Raw genomic sequence first — 25,156 nt, 5'->3', positions numbered from 1 at the left:
GGGAAACCGAGGTCACCGTCGCGTCACCGCACCGGTGGCCCCCCGAGCGCCTCCAACCGCAGGCGGCGCTCTTGCCACGCCGGGCCGCTGAGCTCTCGGACCCCGCCGTTGCCGTCGGGTTCCAATCCCGTCAGCGTCTCGATCCAGAGGCGGGTCCGCGGGCCGTCCTCTTCCAGGGATCTCACCCGCCAGAGCCGGAGCGTCTTATCGGAACTCCCGGTCAGAGCCATTGTTCCACCGGGGCCGAACGCAACGCAGTTCACCAAGTTGGAATGCGACAAGGGGGGGCCGATCGGTGTGCCCGTCCTCGTGTCCCACAAGTAGGCGGCCCGATCCGGCAGGGTGGCCCCTGTCAGAATCATCCGCCCGTCGGGGCTGAAAGCAATGGCGTTCACCGGCCCGCGGTGCGACAGTACCCGACCAACGGGGTTTTCCGCCGAAATGTCCCACACACGGGCCGTCGCGTCGTTGCTACCAGTGAGCACGAACCCGCCGCACGGGCTAAAAGCGACCCGCTTCACCTGATCCTGGTGGCCGCGCAGTTCCCGAGTTACCGTTCCCGCCGCCACGTCGTAAACACAGCTCGAGCCGTCCTCGCACCCGAGCGCCAGGGATCGTCCGTCCGGGCTGAAGGCCACGCCCTGAACGGTCTTCCCGCGGTGCAACCAGTGCGTCGGCTGGCCGTTGCTGGTCCAGAGCCGGGCGCCGTTCTGGCCTCCGGTCGCGACGTGCAGTCCGTCGGGGCTGAACGCCCCCGCAACGATGGTGCCCTGGTGCTCCAACCTGATTTCCCGACCGGTGGCAACCTCGCCGAGGTACACGAGCCCTTTCGAGGTCGTAACTAGCACGAGTTGTCCGTCGGGGCTGAATTCGGCGGCCGTCACGATTCCACGCTCCCGACCCGGTTGAGGGGGGAAGCTACGGATCGGACGACCACTGACCGTCTCGAAGACGATCACGGTGCCGTCAAAACTCCCGCTGCCCGCGAGAGCCGTGTTCCCGCTGGGATTCACGGCGACCACCCGGACGGGCCACGGGAGCGGGAGCGACTGCCCCTCTTCAGCGCTTGGAACCCGGTTCCACCACCGGAGAGTGCTGGCCCCCTTGAGTAATATCTGTTCGCCGCTGAACAGATTCCCATCGGGACTAAAGGCGGCCGCCAACACCTCGCCGGGGTGCCGAAGGGTTCGAGTCGGGAAGCGGTCGGGAGCCGCCTCCCACAGGCGCCCCTCGCGCCCGCATCCGGTTAACACCACCTTCCCACCCGGGCGGTAAGCCACAGCCCCAACCGGGCCGCGGTGCGGGAGCGATTGAGCGATGGGTTCTCCCGTCTCTCGGTCCCAGAAACGGACCATCTTGTCCGCCCCGGCCGTCACGAGAACCCGGCCGTCGGGACTGAATGCGGCGCACAGAACCCGTTCGTCGACCGGGAGGGAGTGAAGTCTGTTCCGACTGCGCGTATCCCACAATTGGATTGACCGGGAAAGCCCGGCGGCAACGAACGTTTGTCCGTCGGGGCTGAACGCGACCGTCCGGATGGGTCGGGCGAACGCGAGCGAATCGATTACCTCCCCTGTGGCTGGATCCCAGAGGTGGGCCTGCTCGTCCGTCCCGCCGGTCAGGACAAGGCGGGGGGCCGTGGGGCTCCAGGCCACGGCGTGAACTTTACACGAGTGCGGCAGGCGGCGGAGGGGTTGCCCGGCGTTCACGTCCCACACCGTGGCCTCGGCGCCGCCCCCCAACAGCACGTTTCGGCCGTCGGGGCTGAATGCGGCCGAATACGTCTCCGCGGTCCCCAGGCCGTGCCGCAGGGTGAGCGTCGCCAGGTCCCACAGGCGCGCCCCGTCCTCTCCGGCCGTGACCGCGTACCGGCCGTCGGCCCCGATCGCCACCGCGTGAACCTTGCCCCGGTGATCGTCGAGCCGGGCCGTTTCCCGCCCGGCGACGGCGTCCCACACTCGGACGCCCCCGTCGGCGCAGCCGGTCAAAGCGAGCCGCCCGTCCGGGGTGAACGCGACAGCCTCGACCTCATCGGGGTGCTCCAGTGGAGGGCCCGCGAGTCCCGGAACGCCGTCGGCCCAGGCGGCCAGATTCGCCCGGATCGTTCGTCGCAGGTCGACGGCATCTTCGGGCGCCGTTTCGAGGGCTCGCACCAGCTCCAACATGCCGCGGCGGAGGTCTCCTTTCTCGAAGCGGCCGAGGGCCTGGTCTCGCAGCGCCTCGGCAAACAACAGACGGTACTCGCGCGCCGAGTGGTTCGCGCGCTCGGCGCTTCGGGCCTGGTAGATTCCGAACCATATGGCGAGGACGAATAGAGTAACGGTCGCCACCGCACCGAAGCTCAGGGCCGCGGCGAGGGGGCGGTTCCGGTGCACCCACAAGCGGAGCCGCTCTAAGTAGCCGACCGCCCGCGTGTGCTGGAGCGGTTCGTGTGCGCGGAACCGTCTCAGTTCGTCGGCCAGTTGCTCGGCGGTTGCGTACCGCTCCGCGGGTTTCTTCTCCAGGCACTTCATGCAGATCAGTTCGAGGTCTGTTGGCAGGCCCGGGCGGAGGCGGCTCGGTGGGCGCGGGGTGTCCGATTCCGAACAGATTCGCTTGATGACGGCCAGATCCGTCTCCCCCTCGTAGGGCAGGCGCCCGGTCAACAGTCGGTACAGAATCGCCCCCAGCGCGTGGACGTCGGTGTGCGTCCCGATCTCATTCGACTGGCCCGCGGCCTGTTCCGGTGCCATGTACGGAACAGTGCCGTAGATGCCCGGACGGGATCCCGTCAGGCCGGCGCCCGAGTCGAGCAGTTTAGCCAACCCGAAATCGGCGACCTTCGGTACGTAAGACCCGAGCCCGGTTGGCGAGGCGCTGTCGGTTCCAGGGTCGGGAACCGACAGCAAGATGTTGCTCGGCTTGAGGTCGCGGTGGATCACGCCGCGTTGGTGGGCGTGGTGGACCGCGCGGGCGAGCGTTTCGACCAATCTTGCGGCACAAGCGGGCACCTGCGGGGCGTCGCCGATCCGGTTCTCCAGGTCCCCTCCGGCGGCGTACTGCATCGTGAAGAACGGCCCGCCGCGGTAACTGCCGACCTCGTGTACCGGAATGATGTTCGGGTGCTCGAGCCGCCCCAGCGCCTCGGCGTCGGTCAGGAACCGCTCGCGGTCCCGACGGCTTCCGTCCCGCCCGCCCTGCATCAGTTTCAGTGCCACCTGGCGGCGCGGGGCGCGCGTCTCGATCGCCTCGTAGACGACGGCCATTCCCCCGCGACCGAGCCGCTGTCGGATCGCGTACCCCGGAATGACGGGCCACTCGTCCGGTTCCGGCTCCGCGCCGGACGGTACGCCGTCGAGAACGAGGGTGCCGTTCGGAAGGGGGGTCTTCATCTCGCTGCCACCGCCCCTCCGGGACGCTGGCCGATTACCCGTCAGCCGGTCCAGCTTCTCCTGGCACCGCGCGCACCCGTCAATGTGCTTGGTGATTTCCTGCTGCGCCTGTTCGGGCAACCGGTTCTTGAGGAACTGCCGGAGGCGCGCGCGATCGTAGCAGGTGATCATGCGTCGCGCCTCTGCGAACCCGGGCCAGCGCCCCCCCGCAGGTCGGCCCCCGCCCGGCGGAGCAACCGCTCGACCCGGAACTTGGCCTGGTAGACGGCCGCGACCGTCAGACCGAGTTCGCGGGCCACGGATTGGGCCGGCCGGTCCTCCATCGCCGTTTGCCAGTAGGCGACCCAGCTGTGGGGCTGCACCTGTGCCCGGACCCGGGCGACGGCGCGCCGGGCCAACTTCAAGCTCCGCTCCAGGGTCCGGTCAATTTCCTCGATCAGCTCGGCTTCGCGCTCGGGAGACTCAAGGGACTTGAGCAACTCGTCCATGTCCGGGTCACCGGTCCCCCGGTCGGCGGGGTGCCGCCTCAGGCGCCGCCAGAACAGCCGCGCCTGATTGTGGACCACGGTCTTGAGCCAGGGGCGGAAGCGGCGGCGGGGGTCGTAAGCACCGAGGCTCTTGAGGAGCGCGGCCAGCACCGCGGAACAAACCTCGTCCCGGTCGTCCCCATTCAACCCGAACTGGTCGCACCACTCCTGGATGAGGGGCTGGTACCTGCGGATGAACGTCCGCCAGGCTTCCTCCTTGTTGTCCGGGCTCCACAGTTCTCGTAAGAGCGTGTGACTGGTCGAGACTCCCCGTGCGCCGGCCATAGTGGGCCCCTCATGCTGTGGCTGCGACCAACAGGTAATTAACCGGGCTATGAACAATCTGACTCGGATTATTTCTGTTCGCTACTCACTCCGCAACCTAAATCCTGTCGGCGCTAAATGTAACGCTCGGACGAGAATTTTTCGACCGGCCAGGCCGCGTGAGCGCCGGCAAATCTCTTATCGGAAGGGGGCGGTTCCCCACACGCCGGCCGAGTGAGGGCCGGGCCGCCGTGGCCGGTCCACGACCCAACAGCCCCATGACTCGCAGCGTTTTTCCGTACTCGATTGAGCCCCAGACAAGAGGTGGTTCCGTGAACCCGACGTTTGAAGAGGTTGATAAGCACATCCAGGGCGCGGACCTCACCGCGATCCAGCCGGGCGGCAAGCACCACCCGGCCGCGGGCGCCACCGGCGCCGTCGCGCTGGCGAGCATCTGCCCGGCATACAAGGTCGTGCGCCCGTTTCTGCTGCTCGCTTCCAACACCCCCGTTCTTCCCCAGCGGTGGCGCGACGCCATCAAGGCGTTCATCGGCGTGGTGGATGTGATTTGCCCGTGAGCGGGCCATTCGGCACCCCGCGTAACAATCCCGAGGACCGATCCCGTGCCCATGTCCCCCGTCCGCGCCGTTTTTTTCGACCTCGGGAACACCCTGGTTGTTTCCGCCGACCGCTCGTGGGTGCCCGGGGCGAAGGCCGCTCTGGCCGACCTCCGGTCGCGGAACCTCCGGCTCGGGGTGATCTCCAACACCGGCGGGCGGACGCGGGAGCAGTTGAACCCGTTGTTGCCCGCCGATTTCGACTGGGCCGTGTTCGCGCCCTCGCTGGTGATTCTCTCGGGAGAGGTCGGGTACGAGAAACCGTCCCCCGAGATCTTCCGGCGGGCCACCGACTCGTCCGGTGTTCCGGCCGGCGAGTGCCTCTTCTGTACCGAGGACCTGATCGACACGCTCGTCGCCCAGCGTGTCGGCATGGCGGCCGCCCGCGTCCAACCGCCGCCGCATGCGGACATCGGCGAGTTGGTCGCGGCGCTGGCCGCGGCCGGAGTCCTGCCACAGGCCCGGCCCCCGGAGGGGACGTGCCCCTCCGGGCGCGCCTGAGCGCTTCGCTTCCCCGGCCCCGGTTCCCTTCCCCCGATTCCACACAGGATCTGTCATGGCCATCACGAAAGAGCCGAAATCACCGCGGTCGAAGCCGACCAACGGCGCGCCCGCTGCCACGAGCGCCCAGCCGGAGGTGAATGGTGACGCGCTCCTGGCGCTTAACAGGACACTAAAGGAACTGACCGGCCGACTGAGCCAGGTCGTTCCGCAGAAGGCCGGTGTCAAGGGCGGCAAGGCGCCCCACCTGCCCGCGTCTGAAGAGGGCGTCGCAATCCGGATCTGGGAGGACGACCCGTTCCTCGAAGCCGTGGGCGGTCGCGACCCGGTTGTGGCCGAGCCGATCTCGGTCGAGGAGCCCACCAACGAGCACGAGTTGCTCCAGACGCGCATCCTCGGAGCCAGCCCCGACCCCGACCTGTACGACCCGGGTACCCGCGACTTCCTGTTCTGGAACGCGGCCTCGGCCCTGGCCCGGGGAATCAACTTCTGGGCTCCCCTGCTCCCCGAGGGGACGCAGTGGTCGACGTTTCAGCGCCCGATGCAGGTGGAACTGGACGACGGGGTGGACCTCAACGCGTTCTACTCCCGCGACAGGGGACTGGTTTTCTTTCACGACATCATCGACGGTAACACGGTCTTTTCGGGGGAGAGCCCCGACGTGGTCTGCCACGAACTGGGGCACGCCGTCCTGGACGCCGTGAAGCCCGATCTGTTCGATGTAGCCAGCCTTGAAGTGGGCGCCCTCCACGAAGCGTTCGGGGACATGACCGCAATGCTCTGCGCGCTGCAGATTCCGTCCCTGCGGGAGTTCGTGCTCGCACAGACCGACGGGGACCTGAGACTCAATTCCCGGCTCTCGCAGATGGCCCGCGAACTCGGGTGGGCGATCCGCCAGTTCGCCCCGGACGCCGTGGACGTCGACTGCCTTCGTAACACCGCCAACTCGTTCTTCTACCAGGACCCGGCCGCCCTGCCGCCCAGCGCGCCGGCGGCCCAGCTCTCCTCCGAGGTGCACTCGTTCTCGCGGGTCTTCTCGGGGGCCTTTCTCGACGTGCTGGCGGCCATGTTCGAGACCGGGCCGGCGGGGGCGTGCGGTGACGACTCCGAGAAGCTGGTGGCGATCTCACGAGACGCGGGGCGGTTGCTCATCGAGGGGGTCCGGATCGCCCCTGTGGGGGCAGGGTTCTACAGCCAGGTCGCGGCCGGAATGGTCCAGGCCGACCAGAGCCTCTTCCGGGGCCGCTACCGAACGGCCCTGATCAGCAGCTTCGTCGGCCGCGGGATCCTGGCCCCGGAGTCGGGCGTGGCTCTGGCCCGCGACCTCCGGGTCCACGCCGGAGCGGCTTTTGGGGTCACCAGCGCCGCGCCCGCCCAGCACCTCCAGTTCGAGGGGGACAACGAGGGATACAAGAGGACCGCCCAGGACGCCCCGGCCATGCCCCTCCACCCGCTGACGACCCGGTTCGGCACGACCATCCACGTCCACCTGCCGTCCGCGCCCAAGCGGTTCGGGGTGGCGGCCGCGGCGGTCGCCGGCGGGGCCGACGAGACCCTCAGCGCCGAGGACGACGCCCGGTCCTTTGTCGAGGACCTGATCCAGCTCGACCGGATCGCTGAGGACGAGGGCACGGGCGTGATCCCGGCCGAGCTGATTAGTCCGCGCAAGTCGTACCCCGGCGACAAGACCCACCGGCTGGTCAGGGAGGACGGAAAGACGGTGCTGAAGCGGCGCCACTTCTGCTGCGGGTTCTGCGGCCGCCGGCCCGGCCGCCCGGTGTCGTGAGGACCCATTTTCCGGCGAGGGCGCCGGCCCGCGCCGCCGCTCTCGCCCGCCCGCGGGCGCCCGCCTTCAACGTAATGGGGAACGAAAAATCGGGGGAGTAGAATGGCGTCGGCCGGACCCGAACCACCCGTCAACCCGTCCGAGGTGTGAGCACCATGCCGACCCCGAACCCCGATCCCGAACGGACCCCGGATGAGGAGGCGCGATTGTTCTACGAGCGCCTCGAACAGACCGGGCAGCTCGCCGATGTCAAAGAGGGCGAGGACACGTCCGCGCTCCCGGCCCGGGTTACGCACGTCCGTTACCCGGACGGGACCGTCAAGCGCATTCGTTTCACTGGTCCGGGGTTCCGCTGAGCCCGCGCCGGCTGCCGACGGCGCCCGTTTCGTACACCTGTGACGCCCGCACCGGGTGCGGCGCTGTCTCAACCACGAGGTTCGTTTTATGCCGCTCAACCGGCTCGTATCAAGCGACGACGTGCTCCCCGCCCCCGACGTCCAGCCGACCACGTTCTCGGTCGACGTGCTCGGCCGGTACGTCTGCAACACCCTCGGCGAGGCGCTTACGAACCCGGACTTCGACGCCATCGTCATCGGCTCGGGAATGTACGGCGGGTACTTCGCATCGAAGCTCTTTCGTCAGAGCATCGACGCCGGGCACCCGCTCCGCGTACTCGTCCTCGAAGCGGGGCCGTTTCTGCTGCCGGAGCACGGGCAGAACTTGCCGGAGGTCGGGATCTTCGACCCCTCGAACGCTCCGTTCGACACGCGCGACGACCAGAACCAGAACCTCAAGAACGCGCTGGTCTGGGGGATCGGGTGGCGGAGCCAGACGAGGTTTCCCGGGACCGCGTACTGCGTCGGCGGCAAGTCCCTGTTCTGGGGCGGGTGGTGCCCGCGACTGACCGACAAGGATCTCGAGCAGTGGCCGGCCGAGGTGCGCGAGTACCTGAACGGCAAGCCGAAGGTCGGGGCCGACGCCAAAACCCGGGCGTCGATTTACGAGGCCGTTGAATACGAGGTCGGCGCCCGGCCCACCGACGACTTCATTTTCGACCCGGTGGCCGGCCCGGGCGCCCCGGCGGGCGAGATCGGGCTGAATCGGGCGCTGCACAAGCTCGTCAGCGACGCGATCAAGGCCGGGGCGACGAACGACCCGCTCAAGGACGTCCTGCCCCCGCCGATTGCCGTCCAGACGCAATCGTTCATATCCGGCCTCTTCGCGCCGGACAAGTACAGCAGCGTCCCGGCAATGATCAGTGCGATCCGCTCCGGAGACAACGGCGGCGGGGACGGACAGAAGAAGTTCTTTCTGGTGCCCAACACACACGTCCGCCGGCTCGTTTGCCCGCCGGTTCCCAAGGACGGGGCGACCCCGGACAGCTACCGCGTCCACGGGATCGAAGTGATCTCCCAGGGGGTGCGGCAGACGATCCCGGTCAAGCCGACGTGCATGGTCGTACTCGCCCTCGGGGCGATCGAATCGACGCGGCTCGCGCTGGAGTCGTTCCCAACTGCCCCGGGGCGCCGCGATCAGGAGCTGATGGGCCGCAACCTCATGGCTCACCTGCGGTTCGATTTCGGGTTCCAGCTCGACCGGAAAAAACTGAGCGACCGGATGAAGGCCGAACTGGGACACCCGCTCGCAGAACGCCTCCAGTCCGCGAGCCTCCACGTCCAGGGGTTCGGGGACCACGGCCGCTTCCACTACCAGGTTTACAGTGCGTCGCGGCCGGGGAGCGGCGGGGAGGAGATCTACCGGATGATTCCCGACCCGGACGTCGCCACCAAACTGGAAGACATGGAGTCAAAAGACAGGATCGCCGTGATCTTCCGGGCGTGCGGCGAGATGAAGGGGGGCGACGCGCCGGTCGGCGCGCCCGGCACGAACTGGATCGACCTCGCCGGGGAGGGCGACCGGGACCAGTTGTTCGACCACGCCCGCGCGTGGGTCCATTACGAGAACCCGCAGGACGCTCCGATCTGGAAGGAGATGCACACCGCGGCCGTGAAGCTCGCGAAGGCGATGGGCGCGGTCGAGTTCCCCGGCGGCGGGGACAAGTTCGAGAACCTCGGCCGCGCCGGCGTCGGGACGACGTGGCACGACGCCGGCACCCTTCGCATGGGGGACGACCCGAAACGTTCGGTGACCGACGTGAACGGCCGGTTCCACCACATCGCGAACGCGGCCTGCGTCGATCAGGCGCTCTTCCCGACGGTCGGGTCGGCGAACCCGGTTCTGACCGGGACGTGTCTCGCGCGCAAGGTGTGCGAGGAACTCGTCGCGCGCTACACCAGCCAACCGGACCTGGCCCCGGCCGATGTGACGCGCGAGGAGTCGGACGGCTTCGTCTTCCTTCTCAAGGGGGGGAACGCGGCCAAGTGGAAGGCGAACGACACGGGGCGGGTGAACCGGCCGAACCCGAGGTTAGCCGGCGACACGATTCTGGAGGTCGCGGCCGGGGCCGGGACGGCGCTCGCGGCCGACGCCAGCCCGTTCGATCTGGCGGTCCTGTTCTTCGACGACCCGGCACCGTTTCGGGACTTCGTCTTGCGGCTCCAGTGGAAGGCGTTCTTCCAGGACGGCGGGGACATCACCGCCAACTCGGGGGTCTTCTTGCGCGCCCCGGCCCCGCCCCAGAAGCTGACCGACGACAACTTCTACAAGCGCGCGATCGAGATCCAGATCGACGAAACCGGGTACGACTTCGCCGCCCGGAGGTTCCGCAGCCCCCTGCACCGGACCGGGGCCATCTACGAGATCGCTCCGGCGCACCAGTGGGCCGCCAAAGTGCCCAGCACGGACGGGACCGACGGGTTGTGGAACGACTACGAGATTACCGCCTCGGGGGACCGGGTGACGGTCCGCTTGAACGGCAAACTGGTGAGCGACGGAAACGTCACCGGTAAAGGGCCGTCGGGGGCGATCGGCTTCCAGTACCACACCGGAAAGGTGCAGTTCCGCAACGTCCGCGTGAAACGGCTGCCCGCGCCGGCGTGAGGCCGAGGGGCCAAATCACAGGTTCGAGAGGGGCGCGGGGCCCCACCGCCCCGCAGACCTCGCACCCGATCACCGTGAACCGTGCCGCCCGGGGCCGCGCCCCGGCGGAGCGCCATCAATTCGTGAACCGCGGGCCACGCGCCCGCCGAAAGGACTGACGACCATGCCCAAGAACGACCGCTCGACTGACTACAAGGACGTCGCCCCTCCCCCCGCGCCGGATGCGTCGTCGGGGGCGGCGGGGGGCACCTCGCTCATCGACATCGGGGATCTCGCCGCGGCCCCGGCGTTCCTGGGAAACGTGCAGGGGAACATCCTCAAGGGGCACGGGCGAGACCACATCCGTCTCGTCTTCCTCCGGTTCACCGTGCCCGCCGACGAGGCCAAGGCGGCGCTGCGGGAGTACATCGCGTGTGGCCACGTGCAGTCGGCCCGTACCCAGCGCGAGCACGAGGTCCGGTTCAAGCGGTTCGGCGTGCCCGGCCCCCTCTTCTCGAACGTGCTGCTCAGCGCGACCGGGTACCGAAAGCTGGGGTTTACGGACCTCTCTTCGTTCGACGAGAGGCCCCAGCTCCCGACGTTCGGGAGCGAGGTCGTCACCTTCACGAAAGGGGCCAAGGCGCCGGACGTGGTGGCCGCGCTGGGGGATCCGCCGGTCGCCACATGGGAGAAGCCGTTCCGCGACGACATTGACGCCCTCATCCTGCTCGCCGACGACGACCCCTCGACGCTGATCACCGTGCTGAATGAAACCATCGAGTTGTTCAAGGCGGCGGCGGAGATCGTCCACGTTCAGTCGGGCGACGCGCTGCGGAACAGCTCGGGCGACACGATCGAGCACTTCGGGTACATCGACGGCCGGAGCCAGCCGGTCTTCTACCAACAGGATTTGCAGAAGGAGATCGCCGAACTCGACGGCGAGGACCCCGCGCTGCCGGGCGCGCGGCACTACCTGAAGTTCGATCCCCGGGCGGGGAAGGAACTCGTGCTGGTGCCGGACCCGCTCGCGACGGGCGGGGACAACTTCGGGAGCTACTTCGTGTTCCGTAAACTCGAGCAGGACGTCCGCGGGTTCAAACAGCAGGAGCAGTCGCTGGCCGACCGGCTCGGGCTTTCCGGGGACGACCGCGAACTGGCCGGGGCTTACGTCGTGGGTCGGTTCGAGGACGGCACACCCGTCGTCATGCGCGACCGCGACGGCCTGCGGGAGCCGATCCCTAACAATTTCGACTACGCGCCCGATCCGGAAGGACAGAAATGTCCGTTCCACTCGCACATTCGAAAGATGAACCCCCGCGGCGACACCGTCCGGGCGTTCGCCGCCGCACCGGCCGACGAGCCCAAGTTGCTGGCCGAAGAGCGCGGGCGGCGCATCGCCCGCCGCGGGATTACCTACGGGGACCGCGGGGCCGACCCGTCCGACCCGTCCAAGATCCCCGAACTCCCGACCCGGGACGTCGGACTACTCTTCATGTGCTTTCAGGCCAACATCCCGAGTCAGTTCGCGTTCCTTCAACAGAGTTGGGCGAACAACGAGGCCTTTGTAAAGGCCGGGACCGGCCTGGACCCGGTCATTGGCCAGCAGAGGGACCTCGACAAGCCCGTTTCGCAGAAGTGCCCACTGTCTTGGGGGCAGCCCGGTTCGATCCGAGCCGATTTCTCGGGGTTTGTGACACTGAAGGGCGGGGAGTTCTTCTTCGCCCCGAGCATACCGTTTCTCGATGGGCTCTAATCCCAGCGCCCGCGCACGGGACCAACGCGCGCCCGGCCCAAGTTCCGGGGCCCAAGCCGGAAGAGACCGGGCGCGGAAACGTGCTGACGGCATCCCGCAAGGGGCGCTTACCGAAAAGCTCGAAACACGGAACTGAAAACAACCAGTCCCGCAGTGGCGCCACCGGGCGCGGGATCCAGACCGTTCGACCGCGCACAGGAGCTTCGATGCCCACCCAACCACTTCCCGTGCCCCGCGAGTACACCGGGATGTGCGACGCCTCGGCGTCGGCCGTGCTCGATGACGACCACTTCGTCGTTGCGGACGATGAAGATAACATTCTCCGCGTGTACCGGCTCGACGCCCCCGGCGGCGCGGTCGCGGAGTTCGATTGGTCCGCGCATCTCGGTATCGGGGCGACCGACGCGCACCCCGAGGCCGATATCGAGGCCGCGGCGCGAGTGGGGGACCGGGTCTACTGGATCACTTCCCACGGAACCAACAAAGATGGGAAGCCGCGGCCGAACCGCCGGCGCTTCTTCGCCACCGATGTCGCCGTCGCGAGCGGCCGGATCAAGCTGGCGCCCGTCGGAACCCCCTTCCGCGGTCTGATCGAGGCGCTGGCATCGGACCCCCAGTTGGCCGAGTTCGAGTTCGCCGAGCGGGCGCGGAAGGCGCCCGAGAGCCCGGGCGGGTTGAATATCGAAGGACTGACCGCCACCCCGGACGGGCGGCTCCTCATCGGGTTCCGGAACCCGGTGCCCAATGGCACCGCCCTGCTGGTACCGTTAGAGAACCCAGACGCCGTGCTGGCGGACGGGCGGGCGCCCCGGTTCGGTGCCCCGGTGCGCCTGGACCTCGGCGCGCGGGGCGTTCGGAGCATCGACTTCGCGCCCGCACACGAAGCGTACTTCATCGTCGCCGGCCCGGTCGGGGACGGGGGCACGTCCGCACTGTACCGCTGGAGCGGGCCGACGGGAGCGGCACCCGTTCTCCTCACACAAGTCAACTTCGCCGGCCTGAACCCCGAAGCGGCAGTCGCCCCCCCGGGGCCACGGACCGACCTGCTCCTCCTGAGCGACGACGGCGGCCGGATCGTTGATGGCGTCGCGTGCAAACAGGCGGCGCGCACGACGCGGAGGTTCCGGAGCCTCTGGGTCACGCCGTGAGCCCGAACGCATTCCACTAACCTCGTGCAGGACGGGGCTAAAGCGCCGTCGCCTTGGCTGCGGCCCTCCCTCACAAAGGGGAGCGCAAAGTGAGCCCCGGCAACGGTTACTCTTCGCGACCCGGTAGCCCACCGAGATCACCTTATGGCTATTTCCGACAAGAAGGTTCCCGGCAACTTTCACGCGCTTTACGAACCAGCCGTTCGTGCCGCCCGCGGCGCCGCCCCGGCCGCGACGGCCGCCCCGCAGCGGGGAATGGCGCGGTTGGCGGCGGAGGCCGGGGAAACCGTCGTCCACCTGGACGAGGCGACCGGGATGCCGGTCAGCATCACCCTCCCGGAACCTCACCAGCGGCTCACCGCCCGGGCCGGCACCCCTGAAGACGCGGCGGCCGGGTTCCTCAAGGAGCGCGGCGACCTATGGGGGCTGACCGCGGCTGACGCCGCTACGGTGCGGGTCCGCGCCGTCAGCACACAGGGGTTACCGACGGTACACATGGTCCAGCAGATCGGCGGGATCGATGTGTTCCAGGGCGAACTCCGGCTCGGGTTGGGAACCGACAACTCGGTCCGCTCGGTCGCCGGGCAGGTGTTCCCTGGGGCCGGGGCGGCGCCGCGCGGGGCGGCCGGGCCGAAGAAGCGCCTGCCCCCCGCGGCCGCGATCGCGCGGGCAGCGTCCGACCTGACCGGCCAGGCGTACCTCGCCAAAGAGTTCAAGGCGGTCAAGAAGCCGACCGGCTCGGGCAAGAAGCGGACCGACATCGATCCGTACACGCACTTCGAGTTTCTGCCGCCCGGAGAGGACCGGCGGCCCGGGTTCGAGCGGCCGGTGCGACTCAAAGAGGTTCTATTCCCCCTGGGCGACGGCACGTTCGTTCCCGGGTACTACCTGGAACTGTGGCTCGACGACTACCCGGCGTTCAGCTATGTCGTCGATTCGGTGGACGATCCCGACGTTCTGTTCCGCAAAAACCTGAGCTCCCCCGCGACGTTCAAGTACCGTGTCCACAACGCGGGCGCCCCCTCGTTCCGCCCGGAAGACGGCCCGGCCCCGGGCACCCCGCACCCGACCGGCAAGCCGGACGGGTTTCAAGCGCCGACGATCCCCGAGAAATTGGTCGCCATCGACAGCCTGCTGCCCGGTCGGCCGTGGCTACCGGCCGGGGCGAAGGCGACGACCGGCAACAACTGCATCGCCTACGCCGATCTGAAGTCCCCGAACGGGTTCGGAACCGGTGACGTGCGCGGGCAGATTACCGCCCCGGGCGAGTTCGACTACAAGTTCGACCACACCAAGCCGGCAACGGACCCGAACAACCTGCAAGCCAGCTTGGTCGGGATGTTCTTCCACGTCAACTGGCTCCACGACCGTTGGTACGAGGCCGGCTTCGACGAGGCGTCGGGCAACGCTCAAACGGACAACTTCGGGCTGGGCGGCGTGGGCGGCGACCCGATCCTCGCAGAAGGGGCCGACTTCAGCGGCACCGACAACGCGAATATGTCCACCCCGGCCGACGGGGCCAGCCCGCGCATGCAAATGTTCACGTTCCTCGGCCCCACTCCGGCGAAACCGTCGCGGACCAGCAACCACGAAGCACTCATCACCTTCCACGAGATGGGGCACTACATCACCAACCGGCTGGTCGGGAACGCATCCGGGCTGAACAACACGCAGGGTGAGGGGATGGGCGAGGGGTGGGGCGATTTCTTCGCCATCTGCATGACCTCGCAGGCCGGCGACAATTTCGCCAAGGGCGCGTTCGCGGTCGGCGGCTGGACCGACCTGACCGCGACGTTCAAGGACAATTACTACTTCTCCATCCGCCGCTACCCGTACTCGGCCGACCTCAAGAAGAACCCGCTGACGTTCAAGCACATCAGCGCCGGCGCGCTGCTCCCGAGCGGACCGGGCAGCCCGCCGCGCCGGCCGACCGGCGGCGGCAACAACGAGGTCCACAACGTCGGCGAGGTCTGGTGCGCTGCGCTCTGGGAAGTGTTCGTCGCCCTGGTGGCACAGCACGGCCAGGCCGACGCCGAGAAGCGGGTGCTGAAGTACGTTATCGGCGGGTTGAAGCAGACCCCCAGCCAGCCGACCTTCACCCAGGCACGGGACGGCATCCTGGCAGCCGTGGCGGCACTGGACCCGGCCGACCTGCCCGCCGCCCGAAAGGGGTTCGCGAAGCGCGGGATGGGAAAAAACGCCAAGTCACCGCCGTCCAGTTCCATCACCCTGACCGGGGTTGTGGAAGACTTTAACCCGTAAGCGGCCGGTCGCGCCCCACCCTTTGAGAACCCCGTCATGCGCCTCGCGACTTCGCCCGCGCCCGGTACACCGCCCGCCCGATCCCACTCGGGGCCGGGCGGGCTGGGGGTGCGGTTCGGGGACACGCTGTTCCACGCGGTTGAAGAGGACAAATGGGACGATGCCGTCGCAGCGGCCCGTGCGCGGGGTAGCGCCCCGGTGCCGCTGGGCTCCGTGCCGGCGGCGCGGCTCCACGTCGTCGTGCAAAAAGGTCGCCTGTTCCAACAGGAGCACCCCGGTGTGCCGGTGTTGCTCGACAAGGGGCGGTACCTGGTGGTCGACCTCGGCCCGGAAGAGGCCCGGAAGTGCGACCACGGCGACCTCCCGTGCTACGCCGTCCGCCCACTCGCCGATTTCACGACCGCATTCGACACCCGCGCACCGGTGGCCGCGGGTCCCGCCCGGCCCGAAGTTCAGGCCGTGGTGGACCGGATCGTCCGCGCCCCATACGAAGCCGACCTGACCCGGCTCGTCGAGTTCGGCACCCGGCACTCCACCAGCCCGCAGTACGCCGCGGCGGCCAAATGGACCCGCGAGCAGTTCAAGGGGCTCGGCTTCGCGACCCGCCTCCAGACGATCACGGTCGGCGGAAAACCGAGCCAGAACGTCATCGCCGAGAAAATCGGGAGCGGAGCGGCCCCGCGCGGGGTGGTGATCGTCAGCGCCCACCTCGACTCGATCAACATCACTGGCGGGCCCGCCGCGCCGGCCCCCGGGGCTGACGACGACGGCAGCGGCAGTGCCGGCGGACTTGCGATCGCCCGAGCCTTGAAGGACTTCCCCAACACGCACGACCTCCGAGTCGTGCTCTTCGGCGGCGAGGAGGAGGGACTGTTCGGGAGCCGGAAGTACGTCGGGTCGCTGTCCGCGCCCCAACGGCGACGGATCCGGGCCGTGGTTCATATGGACATGATTGCGTCGCTGAATTCCCCGGCGCCGACGGTCCTCCTGGAAGGAGCCGCCCTTTCGCAGGTAGTAATCGACGGGCTGGCCGGTGCCGCAGCGACCTACACTCGATTGGCCGTGCAGACCTCGCTGCACCCGTTCAACAGCGATCACGTCTCGTTCCTGGACGCGGGCGTGCCGGCGGTGCTGACGATCGAAGGTACGGACGACGCGAACCACAACATCCATAGCGACAAAGACACACTCGCGCACATCAACTGGGACTTGGCCCTCGACATCCTGCGGATGAACGTGGCATTTATCACACAGTCGCTAGAGCACCAATAAATCAAATTCTCGACATAATATCCCCGGCCCAGTGGACGCCGATTCTTGTTGTCAGTGGATCTGAGTAACTCAGAGGTTACGAGCAGGCTCGCGTTCCGGTATCAACAGACCGGTTGCAGATAATCTTAACGAATCAGCCCTTCGGGTAGACGCTGATCTCCGACCCGGCGGCAAGCACAACCGACGCCGGTTTCGCCGCGTTCATGACGGCCCATTCCGGGCCATACAGCAGCCCCCAATCGACATCGGCCGCGAACTCGCGCACGGGGTACACGTCCCACTCCGGGTGGTTCACCTCGTAGCGAATCGCTTTTCCGCGGTGCGACGTCCCGAAGCCCCAGGAATGCTCTTTGAACCAGTGTTCGGTGCTGTCGGGGGTGGGTCGGATCGCGGGCTTCGCCCCGACCGCGCGGAGCGAGTGAACGCGCCCGGCCCATTTCACCGTGTACGTCGCGGTGAGCGCATCGGGCTGGTCCTTCACGTCCATCGACATGCGCGCGGAGCGGTACGGCTCGTTGTAGAGCACGCGGGCGATGGTCGCGACCGTCCACTGCGGTACGAACTCGCGCACGAAACACACGCCGCGATCTTGGCCGCAGCGCACGTAGAACCGCAGGTTCCATTCGGGGAAGTTGCGGAACCCCGGCCACCCGATCCCGAGCACCCGTGTACCCAGGAACTGGAACCCCACCAGGCTGGCACAGCACGCTCCGTCGCGGCGATCGAGTTCGCACCCGGGCGGCACGAGCGGGCGCAACAGCTCCTCCGGCACCGCGTAGTTCGCGAGGATGAGGTTACACCACCGCGCCGTGAGGAACTTTCGCCGCGACACGCCTCTGCCCTCCGAATCACGCACCGCTCGCCAGGTGCTTCGCCAAGTCGCCGAGCTTCTTCAAGTCGAGCTTCCCCGTACCAAGAACCGGCATCACGTCCACCGGGTAACAGTCGCGTCGGTCGGGCACCCACAAATTCGGGATGCCGCGCTTCGGCAACGCGGTGAGCAGGTCGCTCAGCTTTGTTTCGATTTCGGGAAGGTACAGCACCACAAGCCGCTCGCCGCGCTTCTCGTCCGGCACCGCGGCCACAGCCAGCACGCGATCCCCTCCGGTCGCGAGCGCGTCGTGCATCTCGTCGTCGAGACGCTCCAGGGGAATCATTTCACCCGCAATCTTCGCGAAGCGCGATAGCCGACCGGTAATGCGGATGAACCCCTCCGGCTCGATTAGCCCCGCGTCGCCGGTGTTGTACCACCCGTCGCGCACCACGAGCGCGGTCTTCTCCGGTTGCTTCAGGTACCCGGCCATCACGTTCGGCCCCTTACTGCACAGCACACCCTCCGCACCGATCGGGAGCGGTTCCATCGTGTTGGGGTCAAAGGCTTTCGTACACACACCGAAGATGGGCTGACCGACCGTTCCGCGGGAGTTCCGCTGCTGGAGCAAACCGCCGACGTTCACGTCCGGCATGTTACACGACACCACCGGCGACAGTTCGGTGCAGCCGTACCCTTCGAGCGGGAGCACCCCGAACTTGGCCCGGAACTCGTCCTGGAGTTTCACGGGCAGCTTTTCCGCGCCGCAGATGATGAGCCGCAGCGTGCGGAAATCGTCCGGCCCGCACCGGCGGATGTAGAACCGCAGGAACGTCGCGGTCGCGGCCATGACGGTGGCTCGATACGTGCGCGCGATGTCGCCGACCTCTTTGGCCTGGCGCGGGTCCGGGAAGTAGACCGCGGTACACGGCACGGTCATGGGCAGCCACATACACACCGTGTACCCGAAACTGTGGAAGAACGGGAGGATGCCGAACAGCGTTTCGCCCGGCGCGACCTCCAGCGTGCGCCGCGAGGCGTCGGTGTTCGCGGTGATGTTCCGGTGGGTCAGCACCACGCCCTTCGGCTCGCCCGTGCTCCCGCTGGAAAACACGATGGTGAGCACGTCGTCGGGCCGGTGCTTGGACAGCCCGAGCAGGAAGTAATCGATCGCCCAACCGGGGAGGAGTAGCACGAGGAGGAACGTGCGGATGCGCTGCCACTTCGTGACGGACTCGAGTGCGTCTTCGAGGTAGATCAGTTGCACGTCGCCGGGAAGATCCAGCGGCATGCGCGCAGTGAACTTCTTCGCAGTGATAACGACCCGCACGCCGGCCTGCTTCACCGCGGATCGCACCGCGGCAGTTCCGGCGGTGTAGTTCAGGTTCACCGACGTTTTGCCCAGGAACGCCACGCTCATGTTCGCCAGGGCGCTCCCCAAGCCCGTCGGGAGCCAAATCCCGACGTTCTGCGCCTCGCACACACGCGACCGCAAGAACCGCGTGACGCACAGCACTCCGACCAGCACCTTCGCCCACGTGAGCGTGCGCGCCGAGCCGCCCGAGTAGTCCACAATGGCCGGCCGGAACAGTCGGCGCAACTTCGACGCGACCCGCACGAACCGCCGGTGTACCAGCAGCAAGTGGTCGCTTTCGAGGATCGAAAGCTCCGCGGTCGCTTCCTGAACCGCGAGCCGAATGTCCGCGGCGGGGGGAGGTAGAAAGGCAGAACCTCCCCCACCCCCCTTCCCTAGGAAGGAAGGGAGAGCAGAACCAAGAACAGGCGCGGAACGGTCTTCGGTATTAAGCCCCTCTCCGTTTAGGGGAGGGGTTGGGGAGGGGTTGTTTTCCACCCCCTTCCCTTCAGGGAGGGGGGCGGGGGGGGTAGGTACCTTGATCGCCTCCCCGAACAGCACGCTCACGCGCGGGCGGAACGCTTTCGGCCACTTCCACAAAATCCGGCCGGCCCCGTGGCTGAAGAAGCCGTTCCACAGGCCGGTAGTGCAAGTCGGGACCACCGCCACGTCGGTCGTTACGAGCTTCAAAATGCGCTCGATCCCGCGCCCGAACGGGAGCATGTTCCCGGTCCGCGTGAGCGCGCCTTCCGGGAACATCACCACCACGCGCCCCGCATCGAGCGCCGCGGCGATTTGCTTCAGGCTGCTATTGACCGCGTGCGGGTGCGTGGTGCGATCGGCCACGCGGACCGTGTTACGCCGTGCCCAGGACAAGAAGAAGCGCAGTATCGGGTTGCGGTAATACCGGCCCCAGAGCACGAACGTGACCGGGCGCGGGCACGCGACCCATAGCAGCAGCCAGTCGACGTAGCTGACGTGGTTGGAAATCACGAGTACGCCCCCCTGAGCGGGCACGCGGGAGCGGTGGTACACCGTGAACCGGTACAGTCCGTTCGCGACGAGCCACAATACGGGGTGCAAAAGAGACGGGAGCGCCCACGTCAGGGCGCCCCCGAGAACGAGAACGGCAACAAGTGCGAGAGCGACGTCGGCCGGGTCGGTCATGGCTGTCCAAATGATGGCCCGGTGCGCCGGGCAGAGAGGATCTTTTGCGGTCCGCGTTCGCCCAGATTACGTGACTTGCTCGCCCATGCCAACTCCGCGTTCAAAAGTCGGTGCGAAGTGCCTCCGGAGCGCGCGATGTCCGCTTGCGAGCGCCACGAATCGGCGATATACGCTCCCCCACTTCACACGAAGCACACGGGACGGGGACGGGACGAGGCCGGCGGGTTGGGGGACTCGCCGGCCGGGAATTGTCGTGGACGGTTTGGGGGACGGTTCATGCCGACGCAGTGCGACTCGATCATTCGCTACGTGCTCCGGGACGAAGCGCTGACTCGGGGGTTGGGTGATATTGAGGCCCGGATGCTGGTCGAGTGGCTCGCGGACTGGACGGAACTCCTTTCCGACGCCGCGCGCACAGAAGACGATGCTTGGTCGTGCGTTGAACGGTTGTGCCGTCGTGGGCGCGCGATCGGGCGATTCGTACAATTGTGGAACGACCCGTTCGACCGCGGGGCCGCGATCCAGTTGGCCGCGTCCGAACGGTTCGACTGGCCGCTCCCGGCTTCCGACATGGATCCGGGCGACCTAATGCACCATATTCTGACTTGGGAGAACCAGCACCCCGGGGCGTGAACCGTGCGTAAGATGACGGCACACCTTGGCGCGCTCCCAATTTTTAATTTGGCCGATTTTTGGCCGTTCGAGCGGATAACGGCGATCTACTTGGGAGGGGAACTTGCCCACCCCTCCGTTCGCGAGGTATGATCGTTAGGACTCGGCCGACCGCGCCTTTCGGTTTGCTCGGTGTAAACGCAGTACGAGGTTCTCGCCGTGAGCACGACCCCGACCGCCGCGCCCGCCCCCCAATCTTCCGGGGGCGGTGACGACGCCAAGAGCAAGTACGCGCGTCAGATTGAAGATGCGTTCGAGTCGGCCGGGAAGCTGGCCGGCTCCGCGCTGCCGCCCACCGACTTCTACCAGCAGTTCCTGAACCGCACGCTCTCGGCCATCGACGCGCCCGCCGGCGCCGTCTGGCTGCGCACGCCGCAAGGGTTCCTGCAACTGGCGTGTCAGGAGAACTTCGAGAAGATGGGGCTGGACGCGCGCCGCGGCGGGCGCCAGTGCCACAACGAGGTGCTCCGGCAGGTGTTCCAGTCGGCGCCGCCGCGCCCGGTCCTGCTCGAACCGAACGGGCGCATGGCCCCCGGTCCCGGCGAACCCGGCCCGGTACCGCCCGCCAACCTCACCGACCACTTCGCACTGTTCGCGCCGATCGTCACGCCCGACAAGCAGCCGCTCGGCATCCTGGAAGTGTTCCAGGACGCGACGCACGACCCGCGCATGTACCCCACCTTCTTGAACTACACGTTCCAGATGGCCGGGTACGCGAGCCAGTACCACAACTTCAGCAACGCCCGCGTCGCCGCGGGGGTCGAGAAGACCTACGCGCAGGTCGAAACGTTCGCGCGCGACATCCACGGCAGCCTGAACCCGACAGAGGTGGCGTACCACGTCGCCAACGAGGGGCGCAAGCTGATTGAGTGCGACCGGCTGTGCGTCGGCATCCGCCACGACCGCTCCCGCGTCACCGTTGAAGCGGTCAGCGGGGCCGACGTGGTCGAAAAGGCCAGCACGCACGTGCGCCGGCTGCGGCTCCTGATGGAAGCCGTGCTCCAATGGGGCGAGGCGCTCATCTTCAAGGGCGAAAAAGACCCGGGGCTGCCGCCCGCCGTCGCCCGCGCCCTCGACGACTACCTGCACGAGAGCCAACCGAAGATGCTCGTCGTGCAACCGTGCCGCGACGAGCGCGAGAAGGACACGGCCAAGCCCGCCCGCGCGGTGCTGGTCCTGGAGGCCTTCAACCCACCGGAACAGACCGAGACGCTCATGCAGCGGCTCGAGATCGTGAACAAGCACGCGGCCCCCGCGCTGTACAACGCGGCCGAAATGAGGCGCGTGCCGCTCAAGTTCCTGTGGTGGCCGATCGCCAAGGTCCAAGAGGGCATCGGCGGCAAGCGGCGGTTCATCGCCGGGGGAATCGCGCTCCTGGTCGCGATCCTCATCGGCGTAATGGCCGCCCCCCCGTCGGTCCCGCCGTTCGGCGCCCAGTTGCGGATGGAAGCCAAGGGCCAGATGCAGCCGGTGGAGCTTTCCAAGATCTACCCGCCCCGCGAGGGCACGGTGCGTGACATCCGCGTGAAGCCGGGCCAGCAAATCGACCCCGGTTTCGAGGTCGTTTCGCTCGAAAGCAAGGATCTGCGCGAGGAACAGGAGCGCGCGATCGGTGAGCTGCGCGAAGCGAACGCGAGTATCGAAACCTCGACACAAGCAATCCAGGCGCCCAACCTGCGCGATGAAGACAAAAACAAGTACATTAATGATAAGAAGGTCGCCGAGGCCCGACGCGACAAGTCGCTCGAAGACCTCAAGAACCTGGACGAGTTGTTCAACGGCAGCAAGGCCAACACCCGCGGCCTGTTCCGCGCGCTGGCGCCCAAGTTCGATACCAAACTCGCTCGCGAAGCCGGGCGCACCCGCTGGACCGTGCTCAACGACGACCGCCGCGAGGGACTGCTCGGGCGCACCATGCGGCCCAACGAAGAACTGCTCCGGGTCGGGCATCTCGAAGGCCCGTGGCACGTGGAACTGAAGATCCCGCAGCGGAACGTCGGGCAGGTGCTGAAGGCGTTCGCCGATCCGAGCATGCACGGGGTCGAAAACGACCCGATCAAGGGGCCGCGCAAGTACCTCGACGTGGACGTCCTCTTGCGGACCGAATCGGACACGAGCTACCGGGGCCGGCTGTACCGCGACGACATCGCAGCCGAAGCGGTGCCCAACAAGAACGAGCACGACGAAAACGAGCCGGTCGTCACCGCTTACGTCAAACTCAACGTGAAGGGCATTCCAGAGAGCCAGTGGGTTCCGCGCGACCTGTTCATCACGGGGCTGGAAGTCAGCACCCGCATCCGCTGCGGCAAGCACGCCATCGGCTACACGCTCTTCCACGGCGTCTGGGAATGGTTCTACGAGAAGGTCGTGTTCTTCTTCTAAGAATCACCCAAGTTTCGAGTTCCGGTTCCAAATTGAAAGTAACGATTTGGAACCGGCTTCCGCTGTACCGCCTCCCGGTCGGCTGGCGAGCGCCAGACCCCGGTGGCACCCGCGCCACACAACCTTACCGTCCCTAACAGACTAGAGGACAATTTCATGCGCTCGCGCGTACTCGCGTCTTGGTGCCTCCCGGCCGCCCTCACCGGCGCGCTCATTGGTTGCGGCACCAATCCCCCGAACACCAACTTGTCGTCGAATTCCACCGACAAACCCGTATACACCGACGCCGGTTCCCCGCTATTCCCAGCGGTTGCGCCACCGGAGTACAAGGCCACGACCGAGCGCGGTGAGCCGCTCGTGATCCCGAACGCGCTCGTGTCCTACGAGGACCGACAAACCGTTTCGGCCGAGGTAGACGGGACGATCGAGCTGTTCGCGACGCCGTTCGCGGCGGGCGAGTACGAGAAACTGACCGCGGACCAAAAGGCCGAGTGGGTCGTTTACCACCCGCGCGACCCGAACCCGAAGAACCCGACGCCACTCAAGCGGGTCCGGGAAAGCATGCCCGTCGACGCGCGGCAAATCGTCGCGATCATGGACGACCAACTCATTCGGGCGCGTCTAGAAGGAGCCGAGAAGATCAAATCATCGGCCACCGCCGCGAAGAAGAGTGCAACCGAAGGGTCAGAATCGGCCAAGAAAAAATACGACATGACGTTCAAGATCGCGCAGGGCCAACTGAGCCGCGATTTGCTGGACGATCACATCACGCTTCAACGGTTCCTCGAAAACCTCGACCAGGCGAACCAACAGATCGCGAAATCCGAAGCGGATTACAAAGAACAAGAGGTGCTCCTCGGGCGGCACCAACTCAGGAGCGGGGTGAACGGGGTCATTCGCACGATCTCCCGGCGCCCGGGCGAGTACGTGAAGGCCGGCGAGAAGGTCATGGAGATCGAGGGCACCGACAAGGTGCGGATCGAGGGCCAACTCGACGTCCAGCACATGCGCGCGATCCGGTACGGGATGGAAGTGGTCGTTGAACCGGCCCTGCCCAGCGCGCCGCTGGTGTCGCACACCGGGCACCGCCAGCCGGTCACCGGGGTCGCCGTGACCGCGCACCCGGACGGCCCGCTCGTCGTTTCCGTCGGGGCCGACGGCACCGCGCTCGTGTGGGACCCGAACCTGGGTAAGAGCGCGAACCGCCCGACCGTTCCGCACAACCTGTCGCACCCGGTCGGGGTGCGGAGCGTCGCCGCGACGCCCGTGGCCGCTAAGACCGCGATCGTCATCACCGGGGGCGACGACGGGAAGATCCGCATCTGGGACGTGTCGAACCGGAACGGGTTGCCCAAAACCCCGAAAGCCGAGCCGGAAGAAACGCACTCGTCCTCGGTCCAGGCCGTCGCGATCAACAACGACGGGAAGTTCTTCGCGACCGCGGCGGGCCGCGACGTGTTCGTGTGGGAACTCGCGGGCGCGAAGAAGCTCTACGCGCTCCCGATGGAGCACCGCGACTCGGTCACGTCCGTGAGTTTCACTCCGCAGAACACGCTCATCACCGCGTCGAAGGACGGCACGATCAAGGTGTGGAAGCTCGGCACCGAGCGGGCCGTCGTCGCGCGCACGCTCGACCACCGCGCCGGGGTGCTCGACGCGCTCGGCGTCAGCCGCGACGGGGCGCGGATGCTGTTCGACCAGGACAAGACCCGCGTGGACCTGGTGGACCCGGCCAACGGGCAGACCGTGGGGCAGGTCCAGAACGTCGGCTCGGCCGGCTCGTTCTCCTCGCTCGCCGTGTTCGGTCCCGACGAGATACCCGCCGGTGCCCAGGCGGTCGACGTGCCGTACACGATCGCCACGGCCGGTGGCGACGGCGACCTGAAGGGCGCGGTCCAGGTGTGGAAAGCGGCCCGCACGGGCGGGCGCGGGTCCGAAGTGGGCCGGCTCATCACCCCGGGGCGCGTCCCGGTCACGGCCGCGGCGTTCAGCCCGGTCCGGAACGAGCCGTTCCTCGTGGTCGGCACCAGCGCCGGCACCGTTCACCTGTGGAAGCCGCCGACCGAAATGCCCAAAAAGCACAGCGGCCGCATCGTGAACATCGACGCGACCGACACCAAGTACGTGACGGTCCGAGTCGAGATGAGCAACAAGGAGCTCCGGCTCCTCGACCACAGTGTCGCCAACATCATCATCAACCCGGAAAAGTAACGAGCGACGGGTTACGGCGAGCGGGCATTCTCTCGCTCGCCGTAACTCATCACCGGTTCTTCGGGCCGTGTCCCTTACC

General features: G+C 67.3%; 16 protein-coding genes. 12 read left to right on the top strand and 4 right to left on the bottom strand.

Annotation, left to right across the window (positions count from 1 at the left end; all coding sequences use genetic code 11):
- Nucleotides 1-23: 23 nt before the first annotated feature.
- Both VT84_RS08235 and VT84_RS08230 read right to left on the bottom strand, forming a co-directional pair.
- On the bottom strand, nt 24-3,542 hold the full coding sequence (locus VT84_RS08235; RefSeq protein WP_082839183.1) for a WD40 repeat domain-containing serine/threonine protein kinase: 3,519 nt from the start codon (nt 3,540-3,542) through the stop codon (nt 24-26).
- A complete protein-coding gene (locus VT84_RS08230) occupies nt 3,539-4,183 on the bottom strand; it encodes an RNA polymerase sigma factor (protein WP_082839182.1) in 645 nt (214 codons plus the stop codon). Before VT84_RS08230 ends, VT84_RS08235 begins: the two co-directional genes overlap by 4 nt.
- A gap of 311 nt (nt 4,184-4,494) precedes the next feature.
- On the opposite strand from VT84_RS08230, the gene VT84_RS08225 reads away from it, so the two are divergent.
- The 9 genes from VT84_RS08225 (at nt 4,495) to VT84_RS08190 (ending at nt 16,480) form a co-directional block, all read left to right on the top strand.
- Entirely contained in the window at nt 4,495-4,740 is a 246-nt protein-coding gene (locus VT84_RS08225) for a hypothetical protein (RefSeq protein WP_052559568.1), read from the top strand.
- A 51-nt stretch (nt 4,741-4,791) separates the two neighbouring features.
- The gene (locus VT84_RS08220; RefSeq protein WP_052559567.1) at nt 4,792-5,280 is read left to right on the top strand and encodes an HAD family hydrolase; all 489 of its coding nucleotides are present in this window, start codon (nt 4,792-4,794) and stop codon (nt 5,278-5,280) included.
- Nucleotides 5,281-5,335: 55 nt separating this feature from the next.
- A complete protein-coding gene (locus tag VT84_RS08215; RefSeq protein WP_052559566.1) occupies nt 5,336-7,066 on the top strand; it encodes a hypothetical protein in 1,731 nt (576 codons plus the stop codon).
- A 155-nt stretch (nt 7,067-7,221) separates the two neighbouring features.
- Nucleotides 7,222-7,422, top strand: a complete 201-nt coding sequence (locus tag VT84_RS08210; RefSeq protein WP_052559565.1) for a hypothetical protein — start codon at nt 7,222-7,224, stop codon at nt 7,420-7,422.
- An 88-nt stretch (nt 7,423-7,510) separates the two neighbouring features.
- Nucleotides 7,511-10,066, top strand: a complete 2,556-nt coding sequence (locus tag VT84_RS08205) for a family 16 glycoside hydrolase (RefSeq protein WP_082839181.1) — start codon at nt 7,511-7,513, stop codon at nt 10,064-10,066.
- 163 nt (nt 10,067-10,229) lie between these two features.
- Nucleotides 10,230-11,798, top strand: coding sequence for a Dyp-type peroxidase (locus tag VT84_RS39530; RefSeq protein ID WP_162271640.1), 1,569 nt, complete (start codon nt 10,230-10,232; stop codon nt 11,796-11,798).
- A 206-nt stretch (nt 11,799-12,004) separates the two neighbouring features.
- Nucleotides 12,005-12,946, top strand: coding sequence for a DUF3616 domain-containing protein (locus tag VT84_RS39525; RefSeq protein ID WP_162271639.1), 942 nt, complete (start codon nt 12,005-12,007; stop codon nt 12,944-12,946).
- 144 nt (nt 12,947-13,090) lie between these two features.
- Nucleotides 13,091-15,208: a M36 family metallopeptidase gene (locus VT84_RS08195; RefSeq protein ID WP_204249731.1), complete on the top strand. Its 2,118-nt coding sequence runs from the start codon at nt 13,091-13,093 to the stop codon at nt 15,206-15,208.
- Between the two features lie 36 nt (nt 15,209-15,244).
- Nucleotides 15,245-16,480, top strand: a complete 1,236-nt coding sequence (locus tag VT84_RS08190; RefSeq protein ID WP_082839180.1) for a M28 family metallopeptidase — start codon at nt 15,245-15,247, stop codon at nt 16,478-16,480.
- Nucleotides 16,481-16,613: 133 nt separating this feature from the next.
- On the opposite strand, the gene VT84_RS08185 is transcribed toward VT84_RS08190, so the two are convergent.
- Entirely contained in the window at nt 16,614-17,312 is a 699-nt protein-coding gene (locus VT84_RS08185) for a YqjF family protein (RefSeq protein ID WP_082839179.1), read from the bottom strand.
- A gap of 16 nt (nt 17,313-17,328) precedes the next feature.
- The gene (locus VT84_RS08180; protein WP_082839178.1) at nt 17,329-19,812 is read right to left on the bottom strand and encodes an AMP-binding protein; all 2,484 of its coding nucleotides are present in this window, start codon (nt 19,810-19,812) and stop codon (nt 17,329-17,331) included.
- Between the two features lie 276 nt (nt 19,813-20,088).
- Here VT84_RS08180 and VT84_RS08175 point away from each other — a divergent pair, with 276 nt between their 5' ends.
- The 3 genes from VT84_RS08175 to VT84_RS08165 all read left to right on the top strand — a co-directional run bounded on the left by VT84_RS08175 (nt 20,089) and on the right by VT84_RS08165 (nt 25,077).
- Nucleotides 20,089-20,445, top strand: a complete 357-nt coding sequence (locus tag VT84_RS08175; protein WP_052559554.1) for a hypothetical protein — start codon at nt 20,089-20,091, stop codon at nt 20,443-20,445.
- A 198-nt stretch (nt 20,446-20,643) separates the two neighbouring features.
- A complete protein-coding gene (locus VT84_RS08170) occupies nt 20,644-22,866 on the top strand; it encodes a hypothetical protein (protein WP_052559553.1) in 2,223 nt (740 codons plus the stop codon).
- Nucleotides 22,867-23,022: 156 nt separating this feature from the next.
- A complete protein-coding gene (locus tag VT84_RS08165) occupies nt 23,023-25,077 on the top strand; it encodes an HlyD family efflux transporter periplasmic adaptor subunit (protein WP_082839177.1) in 2,055 nt (684 codons plus the stop codon).
- Nucleotides 25,078-25,156: the final 79 nt, after the last annotated feature.

Source organism: Gemmata sp. SH-PL17 (genome assembly GCF_001610855.1).
Lineage (GTDB): Bacteria > Planctomycetota > Planctomycetia > Gemmatales > Gemmataceae > Gemmata > Gemmata massiliana.
This window is presented reverse-complemented; position numbering and strand designations above follow the sequence as displayed.

Excerpts from the sequence above, each read along its gene's own strand:
- VT84_RS08235 (WP_082839183.1), bottom strand. The coding sequence starts at position 3,542 with ATGATCACCTGCTACGATCGCGCGCGCCTCCGGCAGTTCCTCAAGAAC.
- VT84_RS08230 (WP_082839182.1), bottom strand. The coding sequence starts at position 4,183 with ATGGCCGGCGCACGGGGAGTCTCGACCAGTCACACGCTCTTACGAGAA.
- VT84_RS08220 (WP_052559567.1), top strand. The coding sequence starts at position 4,792 with ATGTCCCCCGTCCGCGCCGTTTTTTTCGACCTCGGGAACACCCTGGTT.
- VT84_RS08215 (WP_052559566.1), top strand. The coding sequence starts at position 5,336 with ATGGCCATCACGAAAGAGCCGAAATCACCGCGGTCGAAGCCGACCAAC.
- VT84_RS08210 (WP_052559565.1), top strand. The coding sequence starts at position 7,222 with ATGCCGACCCCGAACCCCGATCCCGAACGGACCCCGGATGAGGAGGCG.
- VT84_RS08205 (WP_082839181.1), top strand. The coding sequence starts at position 7,511 with ATGCCGCTCAACCGGCTCGTATCAAGCGACGACGTGCTCCCCGCCCCC.
- VT84_RS39530 (WP_162271640.1), top strand. The coding sequence starts at position 10,230 with ATGCCCAAGAACGACCGCTCGACTGACTACAAGGACGTCGCCCCTCCC.
- VT84_RS39525 (WP_162271639.1), top strand. The coding sequence starts at position 12,005 with ATGCCCACCCAACCACTTCCCGTGCCCCGCGAGTACACCGGGATGTGC.
- VT84_RS08195 (WP_204249731.1), top strand. The coding sequence starts at position 13,091 with ATGGCTATTTCCGACAAGAAGGTTCCCGGCAACTTTCACGCGCTTTAC.
- VT84_RS08190 (WP_082839180.1), top strand. The coding sequence starts at position 15,245 with ATGCGCCTCGCGACTTCGCCCGCGCCCGGTACACCGCCCGCCCGATCC.
- VT84_RS08180 (WP_082839178.1), bottom strand. The coding sequence starts at position 19,812 with ATGACCGACCCGGCCGACGTCGCTCTCGCACTTGTTGCCGTTCTCGTT.
- VT84_RS08175 (WP_052559554.1), top strand. The coding sequence starts at position 20,089 with ATGCCGACGCAGTGCGACTCGATCATTCGCTACGTGCTCCGGGACGAA.
- VT84_RS08165 (WP_082839177.1), top strand. The coding sequence starts at position 23,023 with ATGCGCTCGCGCGTACTCGCGTCTTGGTGCCTCCCGGCCGCCCTCACC.